Below are 25,596 nucleotides of genomic sequence, written 5' to 3'. Positions count from 1 at the left end.
GCCCTGCGGGCGATCAGGGGCGACGAAGAAGCAGCAGGCCGGGCGCGGCGGAGGCGGCGATCGCGCCGCGCGGTTCGCGCGCCTTTCCGGCTTCATGTGTGGCGACGGAGACGGCCACGATAAGGAGTCCTCGCTCGAGCGGCCGACAGGCCGGAACCGGGCGAGAATAAGCATTGGCGCCGCCGCTGGCAAGCCGCGCGGCGCGACGTTTCGAGGCGCAAAACATTAACGAACGTTCAGCCGAAGCGCTTTCAGTTTTTTGCGCTTTCGGCGGAATCCGCCTCTTGCCCAAATCGCGAAATGCGCCCTAACATCGCCCTATGGTCAAAACCGCTTTCTCCATCCGTCACGCCCGGCCCGGCGACGCCGAGGAAATCGCGCGCGTTCACGACGCTTCCTGGCGCGACGCCTACCGTGGCGTGATTCCGGGCGTCGAACTCGAGCGGATGATCGCGCGGCGCGGTCCCGCATGGTGGCACGCGGCCATCGTGCGCGGCACGGGACTGCTGGTGCTCGATTTCGACAACAGGATCGTCGGCTATTCGACCTATGGGCGCAATCGCGTGCCCTCCATGCCCTATTCCGGCGAAATCTTCGAATTGTATCTGTCGCCGCAGCATCAGGGACTGGGCTTCGGCCGCAGGCTTTTCGCCGCCGCGCGGCGGGAACTCGCGGAACACGGTTATTTATCGACCATCGTCTGGGCGCTCGCCGACAATGAGAAGGCGCTCGCCTTCTACCGCAGCCTCGGCGGGCAGACCGTGCGGCGCGCGGAGGAACGATTCGGCTCCGACATGCTGACCCGCGTCGCCTTCGGCTTCGTCTCCGCGCCCGTGCGCTAGCGCGCTCGCAAACGCGCCAGCACCTCCTTAGTCGCGAAGCCGTCCGCGGGGCGAAGGCCCTCGGCGAGCTGGAAGGCGTGAACGGCGTTGCGGCTGGTGCGGCCAAGTTTGCCGTCGATCGTCCCGCGATAATAGCCGCGTTCCGTCAGCAGCTGTTGCATGGCCTTGACGTCGGCCGTGGAGAGCGGCGCGACGCGCGGCCAGGGCGCGGTCGGAACGTCCCGCCCGGCGATCCGCTCCGCGAGAATGGCCACAGACATCGCATAGGCGTCGGACGTGTTGTATTGGCGGATGACCTCGAAATTGTCCGAGATGAGGAAAGCCGGGCCATTCGCGCCGGCGGGCAGATAAAGGCTCGCGGCGCCCGCGGCGGGAAGCGCCTCGCCATCCGCCCGCGCGACCCCGAGCGCCCGCCAGCGGGCGAAGTCGAGATCGAAATCGGCGTAGTCGAACCCCTCCGGCAGCCGCGCCTCGACGACCGCCGGGACGCCGGCGACCCAGCCCGATTTCGCGAGGAAATTGGCGATCGAGGCCACGGAATCGGCCTGCGAGCGCCAGATGTCCGGCGCGCCGGACCCCTCGTCGCTTTCGGCGAATTTCAGATAGGCCGAGGGCATGAATTGCGGCTGGCCCATCGCGCCCGCCCAGGAGCCGCGCAGCTGCGCGCGGGTCGCATAGCCCTTTTCCAGCATCACGAGGGCGGCGATGAATTCCTCGATGAAGGTCTCGGCGCGATGGCCCTTCCAGGCGAGGGTCGCGAGCACTTTCAGGACGTCGGCGCCGCCGGTCGCCGTCCCGAAATTGCTCTCGACGCCCAGGATCGCGACCATGATCTCTCCCGGCACGCCATGGCGGGCGGCGGCGCGGCCGAGCGGCCCGGAGAGCGACGCGGCGACGGACTGGCCGCGCGCAACGCGACCATTCGTCACGGTTCCCGCGAGATAGGCCGGGATCGAGATCGTGAATTCGGCCTGCGCCTTCGGCTTTGCGAGCACGCCCGGCTCCGGCGCCAGGCCCGCGACCGCGGCCGCGAAGGTCTCGCGGGACACGCCCGCCGCCTGCGCGGATGGCCACAGACCATCGACGAATCCGCTAAAATCCGACGCTTTCGCGGGCCGTGCGACGGCGAGCGCGGCGAGCGCGGAGAGCGCAAACCCGAGCAGGATGTCGCGGCGGCCGGGGGCGGCGGAAGTTTTGGCGTGCTCCATGACTTTTCGGGTCCGGCTTGTTTGGAAATCTTTCATGTTCCGGCATTTGACAGGGGCGCCGCGCTGCCGTCTACTGATAACTATACAGTTCGAAGGGGCGAGAAATCTCGCTGTCGGCCTCAAATGACGCATCAGCCAATACCCAGGAGCTTTGACAATTCCCGCCGTTTGCGCGAGCAGCCCGCGGGCGTGGCGGTCGATCCCAAGACGCGGCTGCGCAACGCGGGTCTTCGCCCCACAGTGCAGCGTCTCGCGCTCAGCAAGCTGCTCTTCGGCAAGGGCGACCGCCATGTGAGCGCGGAGGCGTTGCACGCAGAGGCGCGCGAGGCGGGGCTGACCATGTCGCTCTCGACGGTCTACAACACGCTCAACCAGTTCGCCCAGGCGGGTCTGCTGCGGGAAATCGCCGTGCAGGGTCCGCGCACCTATTTCCACACGCGCACCTCGCCCCACCATCACTTCATGGACGAGGCGACGGGCCGCATGTTCGACGTCGCGGACGGCTCGGTCGAATTCGCCCGTCTCCCGGCGCCGCCCGAGGGCATGGAGATCGTGGGCTGCGACGTGATCATCCGCATCCGTCCCAAAAAGGGGTGAGCGGCGCGACGCCCGGCGCCGGAGCGCGAAGGCTCTGGCTCGTCTATGCGGTCGCGACCGTCGCCGCCGCCCTCGTCCTTCTCGCCATCTACGTCAATCAATATGACGACTTTGACGTCGGCGACCGCCTGCGCCAGACCGGACGCTTCGTGCGGCGGGCGATGGCCGCCCTCTCCTTTCCGCTTGGGTTCGCGGCGGGTTTGGCGGAAGGGCCGCTCGACGCCGCCTTCGGCTGCGGCGACGCCAACGAACCTTGCGCGGTTTTCGTGGACTGGAACCTGCGCTTCGCCGCGCTCGTCGCGCAAATCGTCGCGCTGCGATGGGCGCTCGCGTGGAGGAAAGCCGCGCGCGGCTGACGGCAGGCGGGGCCGAGGCCCCGCCCGTCTAGCGGCCTCAGTCCAGAAGCTTCTTTAGCTCCGCGCGCAAGCCTTCCGCCACGTCCGGCCTTGCAAGGCCGAAAGCGACGTTCGCGGCGAGGAAGCCGAGCTTGGACCCGGTGTCATAGGTGCGGCCGTCGAAGCGCACGCCGTGGAACGGGCGCTCCCTGGCGAGATGGATCATGGCGTCGGTGAGCTGGATTTCGCCGCCCGCCCCCCTCTCGCCCTTTTCGAGCAGGGCGAAGATCTCGGGCTCGAGAATGTAGCGGCCCGAAATGATGAAATTGCTCGGCGCCGCGCCCTGCGGGGGCTTTTCCACCATGCCGGTGATCTCGAAGGTCGAGCCGTAGTTCTTGCCCGTCGCGACGACGCCGTATTGATGAGTCTCCTCGGGCTTCACCTCCTCCACCGCGATGATGTTGCCGCCGTGCTTTTCATAGGCTTCGACCGCCTGCGCCAGGCAGCGGGAAGTCTTGCCGGCCGCCGGCAGGGTGATCATGTCGGGGAGAAGCACCGCGAACGGCTCGTCGCCGATGATGTCGCGCGCGCACCAGACGGCGTGGCCGAGGCCCAGCGGCGCCTGCTGGCGGGTGAAGCTCGTCGCGCCGGCCCTGGGCAGGTCCGCCATCAGAGCTTCATATTCCTTCGTCTTGTTGCGGCGCCTGAGCGTGTCCTCCAACTCGTAGGCCATATCGAAATGATCCTCGATCATGCCCTTGCCGCGGCCCGTCACGAAGACGAAGTGCTCGATGCCGGCTTCCCGCGCCTCGTCGACCACATGCTGCACCACCGGGCGATCGACGACCGTCAGCATCTCCTTCGGCACAGCCTTGGTTGCGGGAAGGAAACGCGTGCCGAGCCCGGCGACGGGAAAGACTGCCTTTCGAATGCGCTTGGTCATGAGAGTCCGCTTCGCGTGAGATTGGTTTGGGTGACGCCGAGTTCGCGGGAGGGCGCAGCCCCGCTCGCGATTGACTTATGCTTAGGCTTCCTGCGTTAATTTCGCGTGAGGAACCTCGGGAGATCGTGAGATCATGGCTGTTTTGGTGACGGGCGGCGCCGGCTACATCGGCAGCCATGCGGTTCTCGAACTTCTCGACGCCGGCGAAAAACCCGTCGTGCTGGACGACCTCTCCACCGGCTTCCGCTGGGCGGTGCCCGACGGCGTGCCGCTCGTCGTCGGCGACGACGGCGACGAGGATCTCGTCACCGAGACCATCGGCCGATACGACGTCGACGCGATCATCCATTTCGCCGCGAAGATCGTCGTGCCGGACTCGGTCGCCGACCCGCTCGGTTACTATCTGAACAATACGGCGAAAGCGCGCACGCTCATCGCGACGGCGGTCGGCTGCGACGTGCGGCATTTCATCTTTTCCTCGACGGCCGCCGTCTATGGCGATCCTGCCCGCCAGCCGGTGAGCGAGGACGAGCCCCTGAACCCGGTCTCCCCCTACGGCCGCTCGAAGCTCATGGTCGAATGGATGCTGGAGGACACGGCGCGGGCGCATGATTTCGCCTATGTCGCGCTGCGCTATTTCAACGTCGCGGGCGCCGATCCGAAAGGCCGGTCGGGGCAGTCGACGCCCAACGCCACCCATCTCATCAAGGTCGCGGCCCAGACCGCGCTCGGCCAACGGCCCAGGATGCAGGTTTTCGGCACGGATTATCCGACGAAGGACGGAACCTGCATCCGCGACTTCATTCAGGTCACCGACCTCGCCCGGGCGCATCTTTCCGCGCTGCGGCATCTAAGGGGCGGCGGCGCGAGCATCGTCGCCAATTGCGGCTACGCTAAAGGATTCTCGGTTCTCGACGTCATCGACGCGGTCAAGCGCGTCTCGGGCGTCGATTTCCCGGTGGATTATGCGCCGCGCCGAGCAGGCGATCCGATGGAGATCGTGGCGTCGAACGACCGCGTCCGCAATATTCTCGGCTGGAAACCCGAGCACGACGATCTCGACGAGATCGTGCGTCAGGCGCTGGACTGGGAGAAGCGGCTCGCGCAGATGACGCGGTGATCCGCGAGCGCCGTTGCGGCTTCCTCGCGCGCCGCATGATCGATCAGCGACACGCAGGGGCGCTCGACGATGAGCTGGCGCAACTCCCGCGCCGCGAGCCGCGCCGCCTCGCGCATTTCCTCCGGCAGCCGACGGCTTTGGGCGAGATGAGTCATCTCCAGCAACTTCAGCCGGAGCACGGCCGGGCCCGCCTCGGCGATAAAGTCGGAATCAGCGCCGTGCAGGAGCGCCATGGCGTCTTTGACGAACATTTCGGCCTCGCATCGCGTCTCGCCTCCCGGATCGAGAGGGCCCTTTGGAACATGACGCCAGGCGAATCTAGGGGATCCCGCTGACGCGAGGCTTGCGCCCGGCCGTCAGGCCTCGAGCCGCTCGACGATCGTGCGCAGAACCTTCAGACGCGCGAATTTCTTGTCCTCCGCCTCCACGAGCGTCCAGGGCGCGCGCCGCGCGCTCGTACGGTCAACCATGTCGGTCATGGCCTCGGCGTAGAGATCCCATTTCTCCCGGTTGCGCCAATCTTCGGGGGTGAGCTTGTAGCGCTTGAAGGGCTTCGCCTCGCGATCCTGAAAGCGGCGCAGCTGCTCCTCCTTCGAGATGGCCAGCCAGAATTTGACGACGAGATAGCCGCTGTCGACCAACTCCCGTTCGAAGTCGTTAATTTCCTGATAGGCGCGCATCCAGTCGGCCTCGGCGGCGAACCCTTCGACGCGCTCGACGAGCACGCGGCCGTACCAGCTGCGGTCAAAAATCGCGACGTCTCCCCGGCGCGGGACATTGCGCCAGAACCGCCAGAGATAGGGGCGCGCCAGCTCTTCGTCCGTCGGCGCGGCGACGCCATGGACCTGAAAACGCCGCGGATCGAGCGCCTCGCGCACGCGGCGGATGGCGCCTCCCTTGCCGGCGGCGTCATTGCCCTCGAAAACCAGTACGAGGCCGCGGTCCCGAAAGCGCTTCGCCGTCGTCGCTTCGGTCAGGCGTCTTTGCAGGTCCCGGAGCGTCTCGCCATAGGAATCGGGATCGTGCGCCATCGTCAGATCGAGCGCTGCGGCGAGGTTCGGGCGGGGCAGAGGCGCCTCCGGCGTGGCCACCATCCGCGTTCTCGCCGCCGCCGGCGCGCCTTCGGTCGCCCGCAGCAGCGTCTGCAGCAGCAGATCGCCAACCGCCGCGTCGCGATACTGCGGATCCTGCGCGGGCACGACGGCCCAGGGGGCGTCCCCGGTCGAGGTCTTTTCGATCATCTCCAGCGCCGCGTTGTTCAGCCGCGCGCGGGCCTTGGGGCTGTCGATCTCCGCCCACTCGATGACGGCCGGGCGCCGGAGCGCGCCGTTGGACTCGCGCCATTTCGCCAGTCGGCGCCGCGCCTCCCGGTCGTCTATATGGAGCCAAATCTTGAGAAGCCGCACGCCCTCGAGCCGCAGCATTTCCTCCGCCCGGCTCATGTCCTCGAGCGCGTTGTCGAAGGCGTTGCGATCGAGAAAGCCGAGCGCCCGGCCGCGCAGCAGGCGGTGATGCCAGGAGCCGAGAACGATGCCGATGCGTCCTTTTGCGGTCATGTCCCGCCAGAAGCGCCAGGATTCGGGACGGGCGCGGTCCTCGTCCGTCGGCTTGCCGTATGCGTGAGTTTCCACGAGATGGTCGTCAAGCCAGTCGTAAAGGCGATTGACGACCTCCCCCTTCCCGGCTCCGTCCGAGCCGTTGATCAGCACCATGACCGCGGCGCTCTTGCGCTCGGCGAGTTCGAACTGGGCGTCGAGCAGCCGCTCCCGCAGCTTGATCTCATAGTCCCGGAAGGCTTCCTTGGACATCTCATGCGGCAACCGCGCGGATTCGAACATGGGGGCGCCCTTTCGAGACAACTTTTCAAATGGGCCCGCTGTGGTAGATGTGGACGCAAGCGGTCCCGTAGCTCAGCAGGATAGAGCAGCGGTTTCCTAAACCGAAGGTCACAGGTTCGAATCCTGTCGGGACCGCCAGTTTTTCAAGGAGATAATGGGACGCGACTCATTCGTTTCGCGTCATTTTTCGCCAGGGCGTTCCTTAAGGCGACATCTCGGGGTTCTTCCCTTCAGAATGCCGATGGCGAGAAATTACGGCCGATTTGACCGCACGTCGACCCGCTATTCGTGATGTGGCGGCAGGGAACGGCTCGCTGGGGCGCGTAGACTCAAGCTTTGCCACGCCGGTTGGCGTCGGGCTCCCTGAACTGCTGCCGGTTTCGTGGACGCAGGGTTAGCGTTCCGTTGCTCCGATGTCGAACACGCCGCCGCGCGGCCTTGCGACGTTGTAGAGGTCCGTCACTGCCTGCGAAACGCTCACACCAGCGTTGATGGCGGGACTTCCGCTCTGAAGGCGAACATCCGGCGCGGACAGAGACGGATTAACAAAAAGTGGGTTCCTGTTCGTAAAATTGCTGCTGAGGGTGCAGCGAGAGCCGGAATCAAAAATCGAGCTCGTGCTGCTCATATTCCGATCGATCTGGCAATCGGACGCCGAGAAGCTCTCAGTTTTTATCGCCGCGCCAGTCTGGCCGTAGAAGATGTTGTTGACGATCCGGACCGATCCTGCGTTTTGCCAGAGTATGATCGATCCCTGCTTGCCGCCTCCCCCGAACATATTCGGTCCAACGAAGGTGTTGTTCGCGATCAGCCCCCTGAAGTCGGAGGCGGTCTGAATGTGCCACCCCGACAGCGAACGATAGAACAGATTGTTGAGAATCGACAGCTGCCCATGGGAATAGATGCCGTGGTCCAATGAGTTGGATCCGCCGCTGGTGCGACCGACGTCATGGATCACATTGCCATAGACATTGAGAATGGCGGAGCTATCGGTGTAAATCCCTGCCTCTCCAATCGTCGACCCGTTGTAGTGGTTGCCGATGTGGTGGATTCGATTCCCCCTGAGGAGGATGTATTTCCCGCCGCCGCTATTTGACCAGACGCCGCCCATGTAACCGTTCCGGATATCGAAACCCTGGATAACCCACCAAGCGGAACCCCTTTTGAGGTTGATCACGGAGTGACATCTTCCGCCGCCGTCCAGGATCGCGCCCCATTTGTTTTGCGCGAGAAGCGTGATTTTCGCACTCTGAGTCCCAGCCTTGGAAATAGAGATGGCCATGCTGCTGTTCGGGTCGCTGCAGCTCCCGGCATAGGTTCCATTGCCGACGATCCACGTGTCGCCGGGCGCCGCGCGGTTGACGGCGTAGGCCGGCGTCGCGCAGGGCGAGCTTGAAGGCCCACAGCCGGCGAAATCTCGTCCCGATTTGGTGACCCAATAGGTGCCAGCCTGAGCGCCCGACACGCCCAATTGGAGAAGAAGCATCGCAGATAGAGCGGAGCCTAACCGAGCAGTTGCATTGAGCATCATTTTTTCCTGTTCCTAGACTGAACGCAGCGTATTTTGGATTTGTTTGTGGATATCTATACAGATATCTCACTCGCGGATTCATATCCGCGCTCATCCTTTGAAAAAATTATACTGGAAACAATGGCGACAAAATGCGCCATATATAGCCGTATTGTGGAAATACGATCTATATTTTGACTAAAACAATGTTCGAATTGCCTTTTTTGACACGCTTCCGAATATTTCGAACGCAAGCAGGCGAATAGAATCATCCAGCCAGCGCTCGACTACGCTGTTGCAGGTTTGCGTCGAGGCAAAGTCAATGTGCGCGGCCTGAAGGTTCAGACCGCAGGTAGACGCATGCAGGCGCCCGTTACGCAGATACAGGGGGAATGCGCAGGTCGCCCTTAAGAGCGACGCCCGCGAGAACAGGTGATCGACGCTACCGTTAGGAAGCCGTGGCGGCAAAAATTTGCCGCTCATCCGTCAATTGCAAGAAAACGACCCAGAGAGGCCTGGAATGTCAATCAGCATTGAACCTGAGCTTTGATTCACATTTGATGCAGCCCGCGCCGGGCGGCGCTATCGCGGGCGTATTCGAGAGCGTGGCGTTCAGGAAGCCGCGACTGGAGTTGACGAAGCGGTCCCTGTGCCAGAAACTTAAGGGTTTAATCCGCCCGAGCCGATACATCATCCCGTCTTCGCGCGGATCGCGGACGACAGAGCGGTTGTAGCGAGGGGGGTTCTGACTTGGATGGAACCGCCGGTCGATGACATCGACCGCCTCGATGATGCAGATTTATCGAGATACAGCGGAATACGAAGTCGTCGGCCCGATTCCGTCGCAAGACGTCGGCTAGGGGGATGGGCAGCACGCTCGCCTCCTGATAGGGAGAAGGGACCAGCTTTCAGGAGGTCACACATGACGAAGCCCTTCGAGATCTTTGTTGCCGAAGCGCCTGACGTTCTTGCCGTTCATTGGGGTTGGGCTCTTGCGCTAGGCGCCGCAATCGCCGCTCTTGGCATTCTCGCGATCATGCGCGCCAGAGCCGCGACCCAGATTGCGGTGGGGTTTTTGGGCGTGCTTCTCGTCACCTCAGCGGTTGCGGTCTTGTTTTTCGATTTTTCCGTCGCCGGGTTGTGGTCCGGATTTTTCGTGCACGTCCTATGGGCGGCCCTCGTCGGCATTGTCGGCGTGATGTTGCTCACGCGACCGCTGGTCGGTGCGCAGGCAATCACATTGGTGCTTGCTTTTTACTTTCTTGTCAGCGGCTTCGCGACGATCGGCTTTGCAATTTCCTCGCGCCTCGACGAGTTGTGGATTTATCTTTCGCAGGGTGCGGTGAGTCTTCTTCTCGGCGCGCTTCTCCTCATCGGCTGGCCGTTTACGGGGACTTGGGTGGTAGGGACCTTCATAGGGGTGGATCTGCTGTTCAAGGGCTTGTCGATCGTGGCCCTGGGTCTTGGCCTGCGCGCGATCTCGGAGGGTCCTCTCATGTGAGGCTAAAGGAGAGCGCCGGGCCAAAGCCCGAAGCTCCTCAGCCGAGAAATCCCCCGAAGTTTCACCGCTGCGGGCATGGCGCGAATCTCCTTCACGCCAAATGAGTCAGAAAATCCCCGCAAGGGGAATCCCCTAGTGAGTCAGGCGGCAGAGCCGTTGGTATAACGGGGGTGGCCGCGAAAAGGCGCGATGACGCGCTCCTGCTGGAGCGCCTATGTTCGACGATTTGCTTTGCCGTTCGATGCCGGGGCCCCACGCCGATAAGCGCCTGCGCTTCATGGGGCTTCCCTTCGTCTCCGCAGCTGGCGGCGGGTCGATGGAGGCCGCAGCCTTGCACAACAAATGCGGGCCGCGTTATTCGCCGGCGGCCGCGTCCAATGAGTCGATTATTCGCCACGCGTGGTGGAGCGCCTTGTCGGACCATTGCAGTGCGAGCAGCGCTTCGTTCGCGGTCGAGGCCGTCGTCTGTTGACGCGCAAGCGACTCCAGGATTTGCGCACGGAGCGTCTTCCGCTCCTCCGTAAGATGTGCGGCGGCGGCGCCGACCGCGTCCAGAATCGGTTTACCGACCTTCGCCGGAGCCTCTTTCTGCGTGCCGAGCCATACAGACAGCGCTTGCGCGCCTGCGCCGATGGCCGCGGTCGGCGCCCCGAGAGCGGTCGACGCAGCGGGTTCGCCCAGGTCTTCGTGGAGCCGTTTGAGATGGTCCACCGCGTGGCAAAGACGCACGAGACGCGGCTCCACCTCGGCGAGATCGAGCGTTTCCAGCGACAATGTCTCGAGAAAATGCTCGATTGTCCGCATCGAGTCGTCGGGCGGTCGATAGGCCGTCGGTTCGCCCGCGAGGCGCCCGCGCACGGCGTCCACGGCGTCCCGCCCAATTTCGGACAGCGCTCGCCAGACCGCTTCGAGGGCCACCGGCCCGCCGGCTTCCGCGAGCGCCGGCTCCAGTCTGCTGACGGCCGATTCCGTTCCTTTTCCGGACAGATTGACGATGAACCGCGCATAAGCGTCGAGCCAGGGGAAGAAGACGACGACGCCCATCAATTTGAACAGACTGCTGAATGCGGCGACCGCGAGCACGCCGTCGTAGTCGTCCAAGCCTGAAACCACCCAGGCGGCTGCGGTCGCGAGCGGGGAGAGGAGCAGCATCCCGAGGACGCCGACGGCGACGCTGAAGATAATATGCGCCAGGGCGGCGCGCCGCACCGCCAGTCCGCCGCCCATCGTCCCGAGCGCCGCGCTGGTTGCGGCGGTGCCGATGCTTTGTCCGACAACCATGGCGCAGGCCTGGTGAAAATTGAGGCTCCCCGCATGCAAGGCGACCAGGGTGGCGGCGGCGGCCGCGCTGGAGCTTTGCATGACAACCGTCATGACGACCCCGAGACCGGCAAGAAGCCATTTGGCGCCCCATCCTTCGCCGACGAAGGAGTCGATGTTCCAGGACACGGCGCCCATGCCAGTCTGCAAATAATCCAGCCCGACAAAGATCAGGCCGAACCCCGCGAGAATGGCCCCGGCCGCGCGCCATTTGCCCCTCGCCACGACCCACAGAAAGGCGCCGACGCCGATGAGGGGCATCGCAAAGGCCGAGATTTGCACCCGGAAGCCAAAGAAGGCCACCATCCAGGGCGTCGTCGTCGTGCCGAATGTGGCGCCAATGAGCACGCCGATCGCTTGCGAGAAGCTGACCAGCCCGGCGCTGACAAAGCCGATGACGGTGAGAACCGTGGCGCTGGACGATTGAATGAGCGCCGTGAAAATCGCGCCAAAGGCGACCGCGCTGAAACGGCCGCGGACGAGTGTTTGAAGCGCCCGTCTGAGCGAGTCTCCGGCAAGGCCCTTCAAACCCTCGGTGAGGTGGTGGATTCCGAGCAAGAACAGGCCGAGGCCGCCGAGGATCGTCATGAAAATTGCAGCATCCATCGCCCCGATCCTCGATCTGCAAGAATATTGTTCACCTTACTCGGCGTCGTTGACAAATGGTATCCAAAGGTTGACTGCGGCGATAGCGACGGAGCGAAGAGAGGCGTCCTTGCTCCAGGGCGTTTGCCCGCCGACTGACGTGGGCAGGCGGCAAGGGAGCTATAACCCGAACGGCTTGTAATCCGTCGGGTTGCGCTTCCCCGCTGCGTAGGTCGATTCGAATTTCTTCCGATCGGTCCTCGGTATGCCGTGCTCATCGACTGGCGCGAGCCTTACGCCGTTCCCTCCCGCAAGCGCGCCGGAAGGGAGAAGAAATAAAGAGAGTGAAGCGATGGGTCGGCTCCCTGCTTCAGCGGCAGGGCGCGCATCGCCGCCTCGACCGCCATTTGCTCGGAGCCGGGGTCCGGCGTCGTCAAGCCGGTCACTGCCGGGCTTCTCTTTCCCGGCGTCATACCGTCGCCATTGAACGTTCGGCCGACGCGCGCCGAATGTCTTGTAGCGCCCAATTGGGGAGCAGCTTTCCGACTTGACGCGAAGCCATCGTTCGATCGAGCCTCGATGTTCGCTCTCGAAAACCCGGATGGCGGCGTCTTGCCCCTTGAAAAGAACTTCGGACCCCCCAAACGCGGCAAAGTCTCAATAATCTCGACGGCTGGCGCGGACGACGGCGCGGCGCGCGTCCGCGTCTTGGAAAGCGCTCGCCCTCAGCAAGGCGCGCCAGGCGCCGGCGTTCCGCCGATCCGATGCGGACGTCTCCGCGCTGAGCCGCTCCCTGCCGTCCCGCTACACCCGCATCGGCATCAGCACATAGAGCGCGCTCGCGCCGTCGCGGTCCTGGATCAGCGTGGGCGCGCCAGGGTCGGCGAGCTTGAAGAGCGCCGTGTCGCTGTCGAGCTGCTGCGTGATGTCGAGCAGGTAGCGGGCGTTGAAGCCGACGTCGAGCGGCTCGCCGTCATAATCCGCCTCGATCTCCTCGACGGCCGAGCCCTGATCGGGGTTCGTCACCGAGAGAACCAGCTTGCCCGACGTGAGGGCGAGCTTCACCGCGCGGCCGCGCTCGGAGGAGATGGTCGAAACGCGGTCGACCGCCTTGGCGAAGGCGTCGCGCTCGACGGTGAGGCGCTTGTCGTTGCCGGCCGGGATGACGCGCGCGTAATCCGGGAACGTGCCGTCGATGAGCTTCGTCGTGAGCAAGGCGTCGCCGAAGGCGAATCGCATCTTGTTCGTCGACAGCTCGACGAGCACGTCGCCCTGCGCGTCGTCGATAAGTTTCTGCACCTCCTGAACCGCCTTGCGCGGCAGGATGACGCCTGGCATCCCCGCGCAGCCCTCCGGCGCCGGCAGTTCGAGCCGGGCGAGACGGTGGCCGTCGGTCGCCACGGCGCGCAGCATCAGGCGGCCGTCGACCTCCATCGCGTGGACGTAGATGCCGTTGAGATAATAGCGCGTCTCCTCGTTCGAGATGGCGAATTGCGTCTTCTCGATGAGGCGCTTGAGATCAGCCGGCGGCAGCGAAAAGCGATGGCTGAAATCGCCCGAGGTGACGTCGGGAAAATCGCTTTCGGGCAGGGTGGAGAGGTTGAAGCGCGAGCGGCCCGAGCGCAAGGTCAGCTGGCCGGTTTCGCCGGTCTCGTCGAGCGACACCTGCGCGCCCTCGGGTAGTTTGCGGACGATGTCATAGAGCGTATGAGCCGGAAGCGTGGTCGCGCCTGCCTGCCCCACGTCGGCGGCGGTCTTCTCGGTGATCTCGAGGTCGAGGTCTGTGGCCTTGAGCGTCAGCGCGCCGTCGCGGGCGTCGATGAGGACATTGGCGAGGATGGGGATGGTGGTGCGGCGTTCGACGACACGGTGAACATGGCCGAGCGCCCGCAACAGAGCCGCTCTCTCGATCGTGACCTTCATCGCCGCAATACCGTCCGCGTCTTATTGGGCGCCTGGCGCCGGGGGCCGAGACTTTGGCAAGCCGGGCGCAGAATCGCAAGGGGCGGCGGGCCCGGCCTTGTGGAGAATTTGGCGCGACGGCGCGCCGCTTCGCCGGCCCGAAATTCTTAACCGGCCCTTAAAGCGCCTTTCTTAAATTGAATCCAGGGCGCAAGGAGGCGGCGGCGGAGCGCCTCGAGGCGGAGAGTATGGCGCGTTACGACAAACGCCGGGAACCCAGATTCGACAGCGAAGCGAATGACGGCGCATTGCGCGCCGACAAGCGGCCAACGCCCCGCGCCCGCCGCGGGCGCGCGCAGGAAGAACCCGAGGAATACGATGACGACGACGCCCCTGCGGCTGTCCAGCGGAAGCCGAAACGGCGCTCGGGGTCGATGATCGGCGCTCTCTTCTACTGGGCCCTCACGCTCTCCGTCTGGGGCGCGATCGGCGGCGGCGCGCTCGCAGTCTATTACGGTTCGCAACTCCCGCCCATCGACCAGCTCGCAGTGCCCAAGCGCCCGCCGAATATCGCTATCTTGGGCGCCGACGGCGAGCTCCTCGCCAACCGGGGCGACACGGGCGGCGCGGCGATCCGCATCGCCGACCTGCCGCCCTATCTGCCCAAGGCCTTCATCGCCATCGAAGACCGGCGCTTCTATTCGCACTGGGGCGTCGATCCCCTCGGCATCGCCCGCGCCCTCGTTCGCAACGTCTCGGGTCGGGGCGGCATGCAGGGCGGATCGACGCTCACCCAGCAGCTCGCCAAGAATCTCTTCCTGACGCAGGAGCGCACGATTTCGCGCAAGATTCAGGAGGCGATCCTGGCGATGTGGCTCGAGCATAAATTTTCGAAGGACCAGATCCTCGAGCTCTATCTCAACCGTGTGTATTTCGGCTCCGGCGCCTATGGCGTCGAGGCCGCCAGCCAGCGCTATTTCGGCCACAGCGCGCGAACCGCGACGCTCTCCGAATCCGCCGTGCTCGCGGGGCTCATGAAGGCCCCGAGCAAGCTCGCGCCGGACCGCAATCCGGAAGGCGCGGCGGAGCGCGCGGCGCAGGTCGTCACCGCCATGGCGCAGGAAGGCCATATCAGCGAGGCGATGGCCAAGGGCGCGCTCGCCCATCCGGCGCGGGCGGCGAAGGAGCAGGGCGCGGGGTCGATCAATTACGCCGCCGATTACGTCATGGACATGCTCGACGACACGATCGGCGCCATCGATCAGGACATCGTCGTCACGACGACCATCGACCCGCGCCTGCAGGCCGTCGCCGAGGGCGCGCTGAAGGAGGCGCTGGACGGCAAGGGCGCGAAATTCGGCGTCGGCCAGGGCGCGATCCTTTCGCTCGACCCCAATGGCGCAATCCGCGCGCTCGTCGGCGGACGCGACTATTCCGAAAGCCAGTTCAACCGCGCCGTCTCCGCGAAGCGCCAGCCGGGCTCGGCCTTCAAGCCTTTCGTCTATCTCGCCGCACTGGAGCGCGGACTGACGCCGGACTCGGTGCGCGAGGACGGCCCGCTCAACATCAAGGGCTGGACCCCGGAGAATTACAGCCGCGAATATTTCGGGCCCGTCACACTCACCAGGGCGCTCGCCCTGTCGCTGAACACGGTTGCGGTGCGCGTCGGCCTTGAGGTTGGCCCGAAGACGGTGGTGAAGACCGCGCACCGGCTGGGGATCCAGTCAGATCTCCAGCCCAACGCCTCGATCGCGCTCGGCACGTCGGAGGTCACGCCGCTCGAGCTGGTGACGGCCTACGCGCCCTTCGCCAACGGCGGAATTGGCGTGCAGCCGCACATCATCACGCGCGTCAAGACCGTCTCCGGCAAGACGCTCTACCAGCGCAAGGGCTCGACCTTCGGCCGCGTGATCGAGCCGCAATATGTGGCGATGATGAACGCGATGATGCAGGAGACGCTGGCGACCGGCACGGCGCGCAAGGCCGAGCTGCCCGGCTGGCAGGCGGCCGGAAAAACCGGCACGAGCCAGGACTTCCGCGACGCCTGGTTCATCGGCTACACGAGTCGGCTCGTGACGGGCGTCTGGCTCGGCAATGACGACAGCTCGCCCACGAAAAAGGCCTCCGGCGGCAATCTTCCGGTCGAAATCTGGAGCCGCTACATGACGATCGCCCACAAGGGCGTTCCCGTCGCCGGCCTGCCGTCGGGCGCCTGGCGCCCGGAAAACGGCGCGGCGATAGAGGAAGTCGTGGCCAAGCCGCTCGACGATCTCATCGGCATCTTCACGGGCGACGCCCGGCCAGGCGCCCCCGCGCGCGAACAGCGGGCGGCCCGTCCCGCTGCGCCGCGCCAGCCCGAGCGCGCGGCCCAGCCCGACCAGCCCGACGACGCCACCGCGACGATCTCGCCGCCGGCTCCGCCGCGCGGCCGGCGGCCGAAGGAAATCGACGACCTGCTGCCGCCGGAGGACATCCCTGGCGCCGGCGCCGTTCCGCCGCCCGCGCCGCGCCGCGGCCAGCGCCCGCCGGCGCGGGAAAAGAACATTTTCGAAGAGCTTTTCGGCGTGAATTGACGCAGCTTTCGCCCGTCTCTTTCCTCAAGAACCTCTTGAAAATCGTCACGCGCCGGCACAGCATGACAGCGTTCCGCGCGCGGCTGCGGGGGAGAGCTGCCCGATGGATCAAACGCTCATCGACCGAATTTACGAATGCGCCTTCGCGCCGGAGTTCTGGCCGGGCGTGCTGGAGGAGCTCGCGAAGATCGCCGAGGCGCGCGGCGGCGCGTTCCTCACGGCCAATGGCGACGGCGGGGTGCTGCGGTGGACCTGCTCCAGGGCGCTGCATGACGACGTCGCCTCCTACATCGAACAGGACTGGCTGCACCGGGACAAGCGCACCAGGCGGGTGGTCCGCGCGCACCATCAGGGATTTCTGACAGAACGCGACCTCTTCACGGAAGAGGAGCTGGAGACCGACCCCACCCGGCAGGAATTTTACCGTCCGCGCGGGCTCGGCTGGATCGCCGACACCGCGGCGCCGCTCCCCACCGGCGACTGGTTCATCTTCACGCTGCCGCGGCCGCTCGACCGCGGGCCGGTGGAGCCCGGCGTCATCGAGCTTCTGGACGAGCTGCGTCCGCATCTGGCGCGAAGCTCCTTCATGTCGGCCCGCCTTCAGCTCGAACGCGCCCGGGCGGCGAGCGACACGCTGGCGCTCATCGGCCTGCCCGCGCTGGTGCTCAGCGAAACCGGCCGCGTGCTCGCGGCGAACCGGCTGATCGAAACGCTGGGCGGCCATATCCTGTGGCGGGCGCGCGACCGCATCGCGCTCACCGACGCCGACGCCAATGCGCAGCTCGACCAGGCGATTTCGACGTTCCAGCGCAGCGCGGAGCCCTGCGTGCGCTCCTTCGCGGTTCGGGACAGGGAAGGCGCCGCCGCCATGGTCGCCCATGTCGTGCCGGTGCGCGGCGCCGCGCAGGATATTTTTTCCCGTTCGACCGCGGTGATGATCCTCACCTCGGTGACGGCGCCTCAGGCGCCGCCCGTCGAGCTGATCCGGTCGCTTTTCGACCTCACCCCTTCGGAGGCGCGCGTCGCCCGCCGACTCGCGGCCGGCGACACGCTCGAGGAGATCGCAGACGCCGGCGGCACCTCGCGCAATACGGTTCGCACCCAGGTCCGCGGCGTTCTGGAAAAGACGGGCTGCCGCCGCCAATCCGAGGTGATCGCGCTGCTCGGCGGCATTTCCCTGCCGGGCGCCCAGGCGCCCAGGGCCGCCAATCGAGCTGGATGACGATCTGCGGCGTTTCGTCATTTTCGGGCCGGTCGAGACCGTCTTCCTCGGCGCGCCCCACGCCCGCGACGCAGAAGTCGTCGCCATCGACGACGACGGCGATCTTTTCGAGCGAGGCGCCGACGCAGGGGCCGTCGTCGCACCGGCCGGTCGCGATCTCGAACAGCCCGCCATGTTTTCCGCACACGATGGCGCGGCGGTCCTGGTCCAGAAATTGTCCCGGCTGAAAGTCGATCCGCGATCCCTGATCCGGGCAGCGGATCACATAAGCGTGAGGGGCCTTGCCCTGCCGCACGACGAAGACCGGAACGGGAGAGACGGCGGTTTCGCCGCGCCGCGCGAGCACGAAGCCGGCCGCGCCGCGCTTGGCGACGTCATTGACGTGACAGAGGGCGAAGATTTCGGTTTCCGATATGCCGTTCTCCATCGCGGGGCGCGCGCGACGCCCCGCCGATGGAAGCGATTTCCCGGCCTTTCAGCAACTGGCGCCGGGGCGGCCCGCACGCTTCAATGCAGACTCACCATCTCCAGGTCGTTTTCTCTGGCGTTGCCGATGGCGCCTTCCTGAGAGTCGGCGAGCAGAATGGGAGCCCCGTCCGCGCCGATGAGCGCGAATACTGTCAGTCCCGGCTGAATGCGCGGGGCCTGCGGATAAAGACGATTCACGTCCTCCGACCGCATCGCCTTCACATAGGCGATGCTCCCATCTCCCAGATTTGCGAACTGCTCCGGCGTCAGCGGGGGCGCCTTGCGTTCGACGGATGTCTTGTCAGCGTCCATTCACTCCTCCTCGGCGTCCTGTAAGACCGCCTTGCGACGCCTGCCGCGCAGCGCGTCTCGATGACAGATGTGTGGCGCTTTCAATCGATTTAAAGGGGCGCCCGCCCACGCCCCTCGCCGGGGGCGGGCGCAACGGGGCTAAAGCGCCAGCGCCAGACGGCCGGGATCCTCGAGCGTCTCCTTGACGCGCACGAGGAAGGTCACGGCCTCCTTGCCGTCGACGATGCGGTGATCGTAGGAAAGCGCCAGATACATCATTGGACGGATTTCGATCCTGCCGTCCACCGCCACCGGACGCTCCTGGATCTTGTGCATGCCGAGAATGCCGGATTGCGGGGCGTTGAGGATCGGCGTGGACATGAGCGAACCATATACGCCGCCATTCGAAATGGTGAAGGTGCCGCCCTGAAGGTCGGAGATGTCGAGCGCGCCGTCGCGCGCCTTCCTGCCCAGCGCGGCGATCGCCTTCTCGATCTCGGCGAGCGACATGCGGTCGGCGTCGCGCACCACCGGCACGACGAGGCCCTTGTCGGTGCCGACCGCCACGCCGATGTGGCAGAAGCGCTTGTAGACGATGTCGGTCCCGTCGATCTCGGCGTTGACGGCGGGGATTTCCTCGAGCGCCTGACAGCAGGCCTTCACGAAATAGCTCATGAAGCCGAGCTTCACACCGTGCTTTTTCTCGAAGAGATCCTTGTATTTGTTGCGCTGCGCGATCAGCGCCGACATGTCGACCTCGTTGAAGGTCGTGAGCATGGCCGCGACGTTCTGCGCTTCCTTGAGGCGGCGCGCGATCGTCTGGCGCAGGCGCGTCATCTTCACGCGCTCCTCGCGGGCGGCGTCTTCCTGCGGAACGGGGGCGCGGGGCGCGGGCGGCGGCGGTTCGACGACGGGCGCCGCCGGCGCGGGAGCGCGCGCGGCGAAATCGATGACGTCGGATTTCAGCGCCTGACCGCGTTTGCCGGAGCCCGCGATCTGCGAGACGTCGACGCCCTTCTCCGCGGCGATCTTGGCGGCGGCGGGCGACGGCGGCATGGCCGTAGCGGGCGCAGGCGCGGGAGCGGGCCGAGGCGCCGGCGCGATGGCGGCCGGCGCGGCTGGAGCCGCGGCTTTCCCCGCCGGCGCGGGCGTAGAAGCCGCGGCGGCGGCGCCGGGCGTGATCTGCCCGAGCAACGCGCCGGGCGTCACCGTCTCGCCCTCCTGGGCGACGATCTCGGCGAGCACGCCCGCCGCGGGCGCATTCACTTCGAGCGTCACCTTGTCGGTCTCAAGTTCAGCCAGGGCCTCGTCGGCGCGCACCACGTCGCCGGCCTTCTTGAACCAGCGGCCGATCGTCGCTTCGGTGACGGATTCGCCGAGCGTCGGAACGCGAATTTCAGTCATTGCGATCTCGTTTCGTCAAATGGCGCAAAAAAGGGAAGCGCGAAGGTCAGGGGGCGAAGGCGTCGTCGAGGAAGGCCTTGAGCTGCGCGAGATGTTTCGACATCGTTCCCGCCGCCGTGGAGGCCGAAGCGGGGCGGCCCACATAACGCGCGCGCTTCGCCTTGCCGCCAACCTGCCCAAGCACCCATTCGAGATAGGGGTCCACGAAGAACCAGGAGCCCATGTTCTTCGGCTCCTCCTGGCACCAGACGACCTCTGCGTTTCTGAACCGCGAAAGGGCCGTGACGAGGCTCTTCAGCGGGAAGGGATAAAGTTGCTCGACGCGCAGCAGGTAGACGTCGTCGATCCCACGCTTCTCGCGGTCTTCCAGCAGATCGTAGTAGACCTTGCCGGTGCACAGAACGACGCGGCGGATTTGCTCGTCCGGCTTCAGCGTCGCCGTCTCGTGCGTTTCGCCGTCGTCGAGCAGGATGCGCTGGAAGCTCGACGCCATGCCCATTTCGCCCAGCCGCGAGACGCAGCGCTTGTGACGCAGAAGCGATTTCGGCGTCATCAGAATGAGCGGCTTGCGCATGTTGCGGTGAAGCTGGCGGCGCAAGATGTGGAAGTAGTTCGCCGGCGTCGAGCAGTTCGCGACCTGCATATTGTCTTCGGCGCAGAGCTGCAGGTACCGCTCGAGCCGCGCGGAGGAGTGCTCCGGCCCCTGGCCCTCGTAGCCGTGCGGCAGCAGGCAGACGAGGCCCGACATGCGCAGCCATTTGCGTTCGCCGGCCGACAGGAACTGGTCGAAGACGACCTGGGCGCCATTGGCGAAATCGCCGAACTGCGCCTCCCAGAGCACGAGCGCATCGGGCTCGGCGAGCGAATAGCCATATTCGAAGCCGAGCACGGCTTCTTCCGAGAGCATCGAATTGATGACCTCGAACCTCCCCTGGGCGGACGCGATGTGGTCGAAGGGAATGTAGCGGGCTTCGGTCTCCTGATCGATCAGCACGCTGTGACGCTGCGAGAAAGTTCCGCGCTCGCAATCCTGTCCCGACAGACGGACGTTGTAGCCCTCGGAAAGCAGCGTGCCGAAGGCGAGCGCCTCCGCCGTCGCCCAGTCGATCGCCTGACCCTCCTCGATCGCGCTCCGGCGATTGTCCAGAAACCGCTGGATGGTTCGGTGCAGTCGGAAGTCCGGCGGCGTCGTGGTGAGCTTCGCGCCGATCTCCCGCAACGATTCGAGCGGCGCGCCGGTCTTGCCCTTGCGCTCGTCCTCGGTCGCCTGGTAGCCGGGCTTCATCCCCGCCCAGCGCCCATCTAGCCAGTCGGCCTTGTTCGGCTTGTAGGATTGGCTCGCCTCGAATTCCGCTTCAAGTTTCGCGCGCCATTCCTCCTTCATCTTGTCGGCGTCGGCCCTCGAAAGCTGCCCCTCCGCCGCGAGTTTCTCGCCATAGAGATCGAGCGTCGTCCGATGCGCGCGGATTTTCTTGTACATCAGCGGCTGGGTGAAACTCGGCTCGTCGCCCTCATTATGGCCGAAGCGGCGGTAGCACCACATGTCGATCACGACGGGCTTCTGGAACTGCTGGCGGAACTCCGTTGCGACGCGCGCCGCGAAAACCACCGCTTCCGGGTCGTCGCCATTCACATGGAAGATCGGCGCCTCGACCATCTTCGCCACGTCCGAGGGATAGGGCGAGGAGCGGGAGAAGCGCGGATAGGTGGTGAAACCGATCTGATTGTTGATGATGAAATGCACGGAGCCGCCGGTGCGATGGCCCTTGAGCCCCGAGAGGCCGAAGCACTCGGCCACGACGCCCTGCCCTGCGAAGGCCGCGTCGCCGTGAATGAGCAGCGGCAGCACCGCGCGGCGGTCGCCGCCATGCTGATCCTGCTTGGCGCGCACCTTTCCAAGAACCACGGGATCGACGATTTCGAGATGCGACGGATTGGCGGTGAGCGACAGATGGACCTTGTTGCCGTCGAATTCTCGATCGGACGAGGCGCCGAGGTGGTATTTGACGTCGCCCGAGCCTTCCACTTCGTCGGGCAGGAAGGACCCGCCCTTGAACTCATGGAAGAGCGCGCGGTGGGGCTTCCCCATCACCTGGCAGAGCACATTGAGGCGCCCGCGATGGGCCATGCCGATGACGATCTCCTTAACGCCGAGCGCGCCGCCGCGTTTGATGATCTGCTCCAGCGCCGGAACCATCGACTCCGCGCCGTCGAGGCCGAAGCGCTTGGTGCCCGTATATTTGACGTCGAGGAATTTCTCGAAGCCTTCCGCCTCGACGAGCTTATTGTAGATCGCGCGCTTGCCCTGATCTGTGAAGACGATCTCTTTCTTCGGGCCCTCGATGCGCGCCTGCAGCCAGGCTTTCTCCTCGGGATTGGAGATATGCATGAATTCGAAGCCGATCGAGCCGCAATAGGTGCGCCTCAGGATCGTGATCATTTCGAAGAGGCTGGCTGACTGAAGGCCCAGAACCCCGTCGATAAAAATCTTGCGGTCGTAATCCTCGTCCTTGAAGCCGTAGGTCTCCGGATGCAGTTCGCCATGGTCGAGGCGCTGTTCGAGACCGAGCGGATCGAGATTGGCGTGGAGATGTCCGCGCATGCGATAGGCGCGGATCATCATCAGCGCGCGCACCGAATCGCGCGTCGCCCGTTGAATTTCCTCGGCCGTCGCGGCCGTGGGCGGCGGGACGGGCGCGCCCTTTGCCGCAGGGGCGGGCTTGGGGGCGGGATAATCGCCAGTGAGCGCGCTCACCCATTCGCCATTGGCCGCGGGCGGCCAGTCGCGGCGCGCCCAGGAGGGGCCGGAAGCGGCGGGGCCGGAAGCCTGCGCGGCGCCGGGGACGACGCCCATCTCTGAAAAGAACCTCGCCCATTCCGGGCTGACCGAGGAGGGGTCGGCCTCGTAGGCGTCGAGAAGGCTCTCGATATAGGCGGCGTTGGCGCCCTGGAGAAATGAAGTGGTTGCGAAGCCGTGATTTTGCGCAGTGCACGGGCCGCCGGGAGCCGCCGGTCCGGCCACGCCATCAGTTTCAAGACGCGCCATAAGTCTCGCTTCTCTCGAGGCCGACGACGGCGCGTCAGCGAGTCCGCCCGCGCGCCGCCGAAGGCTTGTTTGGGGCGCCGCCAAAAGCGGCGACGACCTTCATCTAAGTTCTCCGAGGCGGCAAGGAAGGGCGCAGCAGCGCCTAACCTTTGAGCACCTCGACCAGGGTCTTGCCCAGGCGGGCCGGAGACGGCGACACGCGGATGCCGGCCGACTCCATCGCCGCGATCTTGCTCTCCGCGTCGCCCTTGCCGCCCGAAATGATGGCGCCGGCGTGGCCCATGCGGCGGCCGGGAGGCGCCGTGCGGCCCGCGATGAAGCCCACCATGGGCTTCTTGCGGCCGCGCTTCGCCTCGTCTTTCAAGAATTGGGCCGCTTCCTCTTCGGCCGAGCCGCCGATCTCGCCGATCATGATGATCGACTTCGTGGCCTCGTCGGCCAGGAACAGCTCCAGCACCTCGATGAAGTCGGTGCCCTTGACGGGATCGCCGCCAATGCCGACGGCCGAGGTCTGGCCGAGGCCCTCTCGGGTCGTCTGGAAGACCGCCTCATAGGTCAGCGTGCCGGAGCGCGAGACCACGCCGACCGAACCCTTGGAAAATATATTGCCTGGCATGATGCCGATCTTGCTCTCGCCCGCTGTGACCACGCCCGGGCAGTTCGGGCCGATGAGGCGCGACTTCGAGCCCGCGAGGGAACGCTTGACGCGGATCATGTCCTGCACCGGCACGCCCTCGGTGATGCAGACGATCAGCGGGATTTCGGCGTCGATCGCCTCGCAGATGGCGTCGGCCGCGCCCGGCGGCGGAACATAGACGACCGAGGCGTCGGCCCCGGTTCTGGCGCGGGCCTCCGCCACCGTGTCGAACACGGGCAGGCCGAGATGGGTGGAGCCGCCTTTGCCCGGAGACACGCCGCCGACCATCTTGGTTCCATAGGCGATCGCCTGCTCCGAGTGGAAGGTGGCGGTCTTGCCGGTGAAACCCTGGGTGATGACCTTGGTGTTCTTGTCGATCAGGACGGACATACGGCGATTCCTAAAGAGAAAGGGCGGCGCGGAAAGCGCAAGGAACCGGCTCCCCCGACAAGGCGGACCGGCCTCGCGCCGCGAATTTCGCGCCGCCAAACTATTGGGAACGACGCCCCCTTACAAGGCGGAAAGCGCAAGGAAGACGCACATGCGGCAAGGGGCCGCGATTAAATTGGCGGCAAGAGCAGAACCGCGTCGCTAAAGGCTAGCTTCAGAAGCCCTTATCGCCGTCGTTGAGATTGTTCCAGTGGGCTGCTTTTTTGTTGTCGTTCCAGACGCGAAACTATCTGCCGGACTCGTTCTGCATTTATCTAAAACTTCCGGGCCAAGCGCGCGTAACTGGCTCCTTCATCGTGCTCTTTTTTAATCTGGGCGTTTCGCTCATCTTTCCCCATACGAGCCCCCAAGCCGTCGTCGCGAATCGCATACTCGCTCAATGGCAACAAACATTCCGCGAACAACATCATCAAAGTTGATTTTGCATAGAAAAAGCCGGCGGGTCGCCCCGCCGGCTTCAAATCTGAGACCGCTTACAACCCTCACGCCGTGGTCGCGCCGAGGGTCGCCACGTCCACCTTCACGCCCGGCCCCTGGGTCGAGCTGATGGCGACGCGCTGAATGTATGTGCCCTTGGCGCCCGTTGGCTTGGCCTTGGCGACAGCGTCGACGAAGGCCTTGATGTTCTCGACGAGCTTGCCGTCGTCGAAGGAGGCCTTGCCGACCGTGCCCTGCACGATGCCCGCCTTCTCGACGCGGAACTCGACGGCGCCGCCCTTGGAGGCCTTCACCGCGCCGGCGACGTCCATGGTCACCGTGCCGACCTTCGGGTTCGGCATCATGCCGCGCGGGCCGAGCACCTTGCCGAGACGGCCGACGAGCGGCATCATGTCCGGGGTGGCGATGCAGCGATCGAATTCGATCGTGCCGCCCTGGACGATGTTGACCAGGTCCTCGGCGCCGACGACGTCCGCGCCCGCGGCCTTGGCTTCGTCAGCCTTGGCGCCGCGCGCGAAGACGCCGACGCGCAGGACGCGGCCGGTGCCGTTCGGCAGATTGACCACGCCGCGCACCATCTGGTCGGCGTGCTTGGGGTCGACGCCGAGATTCATGGCGATCTCGACCGATTCGTCGAACTTGGCCTTGGCGTTGCTGCGAACGAGCTTCACCGCGTCGTCGATGGGGTAGAGCTTGGTGCGCTCGACGCTCTCGCGGGCCTTCTTGATGCGTTTTCCGACATGCGCCATGGTCTTACTCCACCACCTGGAGGCCCATCGCGCGGGCCGAGCCTTCGATCATCGACATTGCGGATTCGACCGAGGAGCAGTTGAGATCGGGCATCTTCTTTTCCGCGATCTCGCGAATCTGCGCCTTGGTCACCTTGCCGACGACATTGCGCCCGGGAGTCTTGGAGCCCGACGCCGGCTTCTTGCCGATCTTCAGGCCCACGGCCTTCTTCAGGAAGAAGGAGACCGGCGGCTGCTTCATCTCGAAGGTGAAGGAGCGGTCCTGATAGGCGGTGATGATGACGGGGATGGGCATCCCCTTCTCCATCTGCGCCGTCTTAGCGTTGAACGCCTTGCAGAACTCCATGATGTTCAGGCCGCGCTGACCCAGCGCGGGCCCGATGGGCGGCGAGGGATTCGCCGCGCCGGCCGGCACTTGCAGCTTTATGTAGCCGGCAATTTTCTTCGCCATTTGCTTTCTCCAACGAATGACGCGCGGCAGGCCGCAGGGGCCAGCCGGCGCCGGTTGCAGTTCGTGGTCCGATCCGCGCTCCCCGATGGCGCCGGGGCGGACCCGCCACGTTTTGTCCCTTTCCCTGACGGGACCGGGTCTTCCCGCTTCCCCTCGAAGGGGAGGC

Annotated in this window: 21 protein-coding genes, 1 tRNA gene and 1 pseudogene; 8 read left to right on the top strand and 15 right to left on the bottom strand. The window is 65.3% G+C overall.

The genetic code is table 11. From position 1 onward, the window contains the following. Positions 1-320 precede the first annotated feature (320 nt). Complete coding sequence (locus ACV959_RS02820; protein ID WP_475738410.1) at positions 321-842, top strand: N-acetyltransferase family protein; 522 nt, start codon at positions 321-323, stop codon at positions 840-842. Here ACV959_RS02820 and ACV959_RS02815 read toward each other — a convergent pair. Next, complete coding sequence (locus ACV959_RS02815) at positions 839-2,050, bottom strand: lytic murein transglycosylase (RefSeq protein ID WP_475738409.1); 1,212 nt, start codon at positions 2,048-2,050, stop codon at positions 839-841. The genes ACV959_RS02820 and ACV959_RS02815 overlap by 4 nt on opposite strands. Positions 2,051-2,173: 123 nt before the next feature. Between ACV959_RS02815 and irrA the strand changes: the two genes are divergently transcribed. After that, a complete protein-coding gene (irrA, locus tag ACV959_RS02810; protein ID WP_475738408.1) occupies positions 2,174-2,647 on the top strand; it encodes an iron response transcriptional regulator IrrA in 474 nt (157 codons plus the stop codon). Further along, complete coding sequence (locus ACV959_RS02805; protein WP_475738407.1) at positions 2,644-3,003, top strand: hypothetical protein; 360 nt, start codon at positions 2,644-2,646, stop codon at positions 3,001-3,003. Before irrA ends, ACV959_RS02805 begins: the two co-directional genes overlap by 4 nt. A gap of 37 nt (positions 3,004-3,040) precedes the next feature. On the opposite strand, the gene galU is transcribed toward ACV959_RS02805, so the two are convergent. Beyond that, entirely contained in the window at positions 3,041-3,925 is an 885-nt protein-coding gene (gene galU / locus ACV959_RS02800; RefSeq protein ID WP_475738406.1) for a UTP--glucose-1-phosphate uridylyltransferase GalU, read from the bottom strand. Positions 3,926-4,058: 133 nt separating this feature from the next. Here galU and galE point away from each other — a divergent pair, with 133 nt between their 5' ends. Then, complete coding sequence (gene galE, locus ACV959_RS02795; RefSeq protein ID WP_475738405.1) at positions 4,059-5,045, top strand: UDP-glucose 4-epimerase GalE; 987 nt, start codon at positions 4,059-4,061, stop codon at positions 5,043-5,045. On the opposite strand, the gene ACV959_RS02790 is transcribed toward galE, so the two are convergent. Together ACV959_RS02790 and pap are read right to left on the bottom strand one after the other, a co-directional pair. Further along, positions 5,000-5,296 (bottom strand): hypothetical protein, encoded by a 297-nt coding sequence (locus tag ACV959_RS02790; protein ID WP_475738404.1) that lies wholly within the window; start codon positions 5,294-5,296, stop codon positions 5,000-5,002. The genes galE and ACV959_RS02790 overlap by 46 nt on opposite strands. Before the next feature lie 105 nt (positions 5,297-5,401). Further along, positions 5,402-6,883, bottom strand: coding sequence for a polyphosphate:AMP phosphotransferase (gene pap, locus ACV959_RS02785; protein WP_475738403.1), 1,482 nt, complete (start codon positions 6,881-6,883; stop codon positions 5,402-5,404). A gap of 61 nt (positions 6,884-6,944) precedes the next feature. Between pap and ACV959_RS02780 the strand changes: the two genes are divergently transcribed. Beyond that, a tRNA-Arg gene (locus ACV959_RS02780) sits at positions 6,945-7,021 on the top strand. A gap of 256 nt (positions 7,022-7,277) precedes the next feature. On the opposite strand, the gene ACV959_RS02775 is transcribed toward ACV959_RS02780, so the two are convergent. Next, positions 7,278-8,414: a choice-of-anchor Q domain-containing protein gene (locus ACV959_RS02775; RefSeq protein WP_475738401.1), complete on the bottom strand. Its 1,137-nt coding sequence runs from the start codon at positions 8,412-8,414 to the stop codon at positions 7,278-7,280. A 901-nt stretch (positions 8,415-9,315) separates the two neighbouring features. On the opposite strand from ACV959_RS02775, the gene ACV959_RS02770 reads away from it, so the two are divergent. Beyond that, positions 9,316-9,894 (top strand): HdeD family acid-resistance protein, encoded by a 579-nt coding sequence (locus ACV959_RS02770; protein WP_475738400.1) that lies wholly within the window; start codon positions 9,316-9,318, stop codon positions 9,892-9,894. A 354-nt stretch (positions 9,895-10,248) separates the two neighbouring features. On the opposite strand, the gene ACV959_RS02765 is transcribed toward ACV959_RS02770, so the two are convergent. The 3 genes from ACV959_RS02765 to dnaN all read right to left on the bottom strand — a co-directional run bounded on the left by ACV959_RS02765 (position 10,249) and on the right by dnaN (position 13,722). After that, positions 10,249-11,820, bottom strand: coding sequence for a Na/Pi cotransporter family protein (locus tag ACV959_RS02765; protein WP_475738399.1), 1,572 nt, complete (start codon positions 11,818-11,820; stop codon positions 10,249-10,251). Between the two features lie 272 nt (positions 11,821-12,092). Then, positions 12,093-12,245: a hypothetical protein gene (locus ACV959_RS02760; protein ID WP_475738398.1), complete on the bottom strand. Its 153-nt coding sequence runs from the start codon at positions 12,243-12,245 to the stop codon at positions 12,093-12,095. Between the two features lie 358 nt (positions 12,246-12,603). Then, entirely contained in the window at positions 12,604-13,722 is a 1,119-nt protein-coding gene (gene dnaN, locus ACV959_RS02755; RefSeq protein ID WP_475738397.1) for a DNA polymerase III subunit beta, read from the bottom strand. A gap of 227 nt (positions 13,723-13,949) precedes the next feature. On the opposite strand from dnaN, the gene ACV959_RS02750 reads away from it, so the two are divergent. Together ACV959_RS02750 and ACV959_RS02745 are read left to right on the top strand one after the other, a co-directional pair. Continuing rightward, a complete protein-coding gene (locus ACV959_RS02750; RefSeq protein ID WP_475738396.1) occupies positions 13,950-16,274 on the top strand; it encodes a transglycosylase domain-containing protein in 2,325 nt (774 codons plus the stop codon). A gap of 103 nt (positions 16,275-16,377) precedes the next feature. Then, on the top strand, positions 16,378-17,496 hold the full coding sequence (locus ACV959_RS02745) for a helix-turn-helix transcriptional regulator (RefSeq protein WP_475738395.1): 1,119 nt from the start codon (positions 16,378-16,380) through the stop codon (positions 17,494-17,496). Between the two features lie 127 nt (positions 17,497-17,623). On the opposite strand, the pseudogene ACV959_RS02740 reads toward ACV959_RS02745, so the two are convergent. From ACV959_RS02740 to rplK, 7 genes and pseudogenes are all read right to left on the bottom strand, one after another. Next, positions 17,624-17,923: pseudogene (locus ACV959_RS02740) on the bottom strand (Rieske (2Fe-2S) protein); the annotation flags it as partial. An 80-nt stretch (positions 17,924-18,003) separates the two neighbouring features. After that, on the bottom strand, positions 18,004-18,276 hold the full coding sequence (locus ACV959_RS02735) for a BQ00720 family protein (protein WP_475738394.1): 273 nt from the start codon (positions 18,274-18,276) through the stop codon (positions 18,004-18,006). A 138-nt stretch (positions 18,277-18,414) separates the two neighbouring features. Then, positions 18,415-19,659, bottom strand: coding sequence for a 2-oxoglutarate dehydrogenase complex dihydrolipoyllysine-residue succinyltransferase (gene odhB / locus ACV959_RS02730; RefSeq protein ID WP_475738393.1), 1,245 nt, complete (start codon positions 19,657-19,659; stop codon positions 18,415-18,417). 46 nt (positions 19,660-19,705) lie between these two features. Beyond that, positions 19,706-22,705 carry a 2-oxoglutarate dehydrogenase E1 component gene (locus tag ACV959_RS02725; protein WP_475738392.1) on the bottom strand — a complete coding sequence of 1,000 codons (3,000 nt, stop codon included), beginning with the start codon at positions 22,703-22,705 and terminating at the stop codon, positions 19,706-19,708. A 142-nt stretch (positions 22,706-22,847) separates the two neighbouring features. Beyond that, positions 22,848-23,732 (bottom strand): succinate--CoA ligase subunit alpha, encoded by an 885-nt coding sequence (gene sucD, locus ACV959_RS02720; protein ID WP_475738391.1) that lies wholly within the window; start codon positions 23,730-23,732, stop codon positions 22,848-22,850. A 542-nt stretch (positions 23,733-24,274) separates the two neighbouring features. Next, on the bottom strand, positions 24,275-24,979 hold the full coding sequence (gene rplA, locus ACV959_RS02715) for a 50S ribosomal protein L1 (RefSeq protein WP_475738390.1): 705 nt from the start codon (positions 24,977-24,979) through the stop codon (positions 24,275-24,277). A gap of 4 nt (positions 24,980-24,983) precedes the next feature. Continuing rightward, positions 24,984-25,430 (bottom strand): 50S ribosomal protein L11, encoded by a 447-nt coding sequence (gene rplK, locus ACV959_RS02710; protein WP_475738389.1) that lies wholly within the window; start codon positions 25,428-25,430, stop codon positions 24,984-24,986. Between the last annotated feature and the right edge of the window lie 166 nt (positions 25,431-25,596).

This window comes from Methylocystis sp. Se48 (genome assembly GCF_056269425.1).
This window is presented reverse-complemented; position numbering and strand designations above follow the sequence as displayed.